At 59.2% G+C, this 1,673-nt stretch carries 1 protein-coding gene; it reads left to right on the top strand.

Features of this window, described 5'->3' with window-relative positions; translation table 11 throughout:
- Positions 1-276 precede the first annotated feature (276 nt).
- The gene (locus tag ACREXZ_RS30755; RefSeq protein ID WP_431767899.1) at positions 277-1,317 is read left to right on the top strand and encodes an IS110 family transposase; all 1,041 of its coding nucleotides are present in this window, start codon (positions 277-279) and stop codon (positions 1,315-1,317) included.
- Positions 1,318-1,673 lie beyond the last annotated feature (356 nt).

Below are 1,673 nucleotides of genomic sequence, written 5' to 3' on the forward strand. Positions count from 1 at the left end.
GGTGTGTTTTGCGCCTAGAAAGTCCGCAATTTCAGATTGTCAAAGAACAATTAGTATTATCATTTAGATAATACATTTATTAAATATATATCATATATGATGAGATTGTCAAGGGGGGAAATTGTATGGTGCTCTGAAGGAAAAACCCCACCCTTGCTTTCGCAAGGATTGCTTTCGCAAGGAGTGATTGGATAAGAGCGAAGGCTGCATAGCCTACCCTAAACAGAGTCTTTGGGTTGAGGACGGAAAGACGCTGGGGAAGGAAGGAGCCTTCGCATGATGATTATAGGATGTGATTTTCATCCGAGCTGGGAGCAGGTGGCGTGGTTAGACACAGAGACGGGAGAGACGGGGGAGCAGAAGCTGATGCACGGGAGCGGGGAGGCGGAGCGGTTCTACCGAGAGCTGGCAGGGCCGGCGCTGGTGGGGATGGAAGCCACGGGCAACTGTCACTGGCTGGTGGACCGGCTGGCGGAGCTGGGGCACGAGCTGTGGGTGGGGGATGCGGCGCAGATCCGGGCCCGCTATGTACGCCGGCAGAAGACGGACAAGCGGGATGCGGCGCACATTTTGAAGCTGCTGCTGGAAGGACGCTTCCCGCGCATCTGGATGCCGTCGAGCGCGGTGCGGGATCAGCGGCAGTTGCTGCTGCACCGCTCCAAGCTGGTGCAGATGCGGGCGCGGGTGAAGAACGAGTTGCAGCATCTGGCGTTGAATAAGGGCCTGCAGCGCCAGGCGCGGCTGTGGAGCGCGGCGGGACAGAAGCTGCTGCGCGAGTTGCCGTTGCAGCCGTGGGCCAGTCGGCGGCGGGAAGATCTGCTGGGATTGCTGAACCAGTTCAACCAGCAGATCGAGCCGTTAGATCAAGCCGTGGCCGAAGCCGCGCAGCAAGACGCCGGGGCGCGTCTGCTGCTGACCCAGCCCGGGGTGGGGCCGGTGACGGCGCTGGCGTACGTGCTGACCCTGGGCGAGGTGAAGCGTTTCCCGCGCGGCAAGCAGGTGGCCAGCTATCTGGGGCTGATCCCGCGCGAGCACAGCTCGGGCGGACGGCAAAAGCTGGGTTCGATCAGCAAGCAGGGCAACCGCATGATGCGCATGCTGCTGGTGGAAGCGGCGCACCAGGCGGTGCGTTATGACCCGGAGTTTCGCAAACAGTATCAGCACCGCTGCCACTCCATGCCCAAGAACGTGGCCCAGGTGGCGGCAGCGCGCAAGTTGGCGGTACGGCTCTACTGGATGCTGCGCACGCAAACGCCGTATCCGGAGATCGTTCGCATCGAGAGCAGCCCGCGGGTGCCCCTGGCCGGCGCGAGCTAGGCCGCAGGATTGATTGGGCGCTCTCGCATCCCGTAAAGGCGGGATGTTCGCATAGAAGAATCATGGCCGCTGTAGGAGGCCGAATCGATGGTTGGTGGAACGGTTTCCACCGGGATGTGATTCAGCGTGAGATTTCCAGAGCCTTTCGTCCTCACCCTCTCTGGACCAATCTGCGGTGCTATGCGCACCGCGCAGGAGAACTTTGTCCTTGACAACGCCTTCGCTCTTATCGAGGGGCACCCTCGAGAGTGTTTATGACGAAAAAATACATTCGGGCAGAAAGTATAGGCTAGCCATCTCCATCATCTATTTTTATGCTGCAAGTGCCAATATGTACCATCGAAGGAAATCTTACC

The organism is Paraburkholderia sp., assembly GCF_050742655.1.
Taxonomy (GTDB): domain Bacteria; phylum Pseudomonadota; class Gammaproteobacteria; order Burkholderiales; family Burkholderiaceae; genus Paraburkholderia.